Source organism: Shewanella profunda (genome assembly GCF_023283765.1).
In the GTDB taxonomy this organism is placed as follows: Bacteria; Pseudomonadota; Gammaproteobacteria; order Enterobacterales; family Shewanellaceae; genus Shewanella; species Shewanella profunda.
Genome location: NZ_JAKILG010000100.1, coordinates 1 through 1578, shown reverse-complemented (window position 1 = coordinate 1578; position 1578 = coordinate 1). Strand labels below are relative to the sequence as shown.

The 1578-nt window shown below is 44.9% G+C and carries 1 protein-coding gene; it reads left to right on the top strand.

The features are described from left to right. Positions 1 to 108 precede the first annotated feature (108 nt). On the top strand, positions 109 to 1263 hold the full coding sequence (locus L2744_RS21345; protein WP_248993755.1) for an IS110 family RNA-guided transposase: 1155 nt from the start codon (positions 109 to 111) through the stop codon (positions 1261 to 1263). Positions 1264 to 1578 lie beyond the last annotated feature (315 nt).

Sequence of the window (1578 nt, the reverse complement as noted above, 5' to 3'; positions counted from 1 at the left end):
TAGACATAATGACTCCCCACAAAGATGCTGATCTCCAATCAATCGTGGATTAGCTTAAAGCCAGAGCCATAATAGTTTTGTCAAAGAAACTAAAAATTGGAGATCAGCATGATAAAACATAACATACTTTTCATTGGCTTAGATACTCATAAAGAATTCGTCGAAGTCGCCTATATCGAAGACCATTATGGTGCACAATCGGTACATTATGGCCGCGTTTCTAGTGCAAAAGCATCCATCACTAAATTAGCAAAACAATTTCAATCCAAGTATCCAGATGCAACACTGCACTTTGTCTACGAAGCAGGCCCTTGTGGCTATTGGATCTATCGTCTCCTCACTAGCTTAGGCCACTGTTGCTACGTTATCGCTCCCTCTCTCATTCCCAAAAAGCCTGGTGAAAAAGTCAAAACCGATAAACGTGATGCGCTTAAACTCGCTAAGCTGCTGAAATCTGAAGATCTCACACCCATCTATGTGCCTGAGCCTGAAGACGAAGCCATTCGCGACCTTTCCCGTGCAAGGGAAACTGCCATGAAGGATTTAAAGGATGCCAAATACCAACTTAAAGCGTTACTCCTTCGAAATAATATCAACTACAAAGGTACGGCCAATTGGTCACTACAGCATTTACGTTGGCTGACCGAACTGATATTACCCCATCCCAGTCAGCAGATTGTCTTGCAGGAATATCTACAGACTGTCACGGAACGGATTGCAAGGCTAAAAAGGTTAGACAATGAACTTGAGCATCATGTGAGAAATTGGCGCTATTATCCCGTTGTCAAAGCCATTCAAGCGCTAAGAGGTGTGCGGCTATTGGTTGCAACGGGCGTAATTGCAGAATTAGGCGACTTAACACGCTTTGATCATCCCAGAAAATTAATGAGTTATTTAGGACTCGTCCCCGCTGAACACTCTAGTGGCGGCAAACGTCATCTCGGAGCAATAACCAAGTGCGGCAATACTCGGGCTAGGCGATTACTCGTGGAGGGAGCGCACACCTATCGCTATCCCGCCAATATCTCTACAGACCTTCAGCTAAGACAAGAAGGTTTGCCGAAGCAAGTTGTTGATATGGCATGGCAAGCACAACTTCGGCTTTGCCGTCGATATCAACGGCTAATGCAAAAAGGTAAACACTATAATGTGGTTGTGACAGCCATAGCGAGAGAAATGATTGCTTATATTTGGGCGATTGCGAGGGAAATTGTATTAGTGCAGATCAATCCCAAGTTGCGTTTAGCGAGGGTGCCTGCATGAGTTTAATTTTTGAGTTAATGCAGCTGGTGAGGCAGCGGGTGTGGCACAACCACCGACGGCGTTAGGATGGCAATACGGCTAACCCTGTATTGAACCACGTACATAGACTGAAGACAGGTGCCACGGCGGATAAAGTAAGGTAGGCGCTGCTTGTCGAAAGATAAGTAATCCACGGATATCAGCATGACAACCGACGAAGTTACTTGCTTCATCTACTGCGTTAACTCAATCCTTTTGAGTAACGTAAAAATAAGGCTTAAATAATTAGGCCGATATTTGTGTGCTCTACTTGACGTGGGGAGTCATACCAACGCC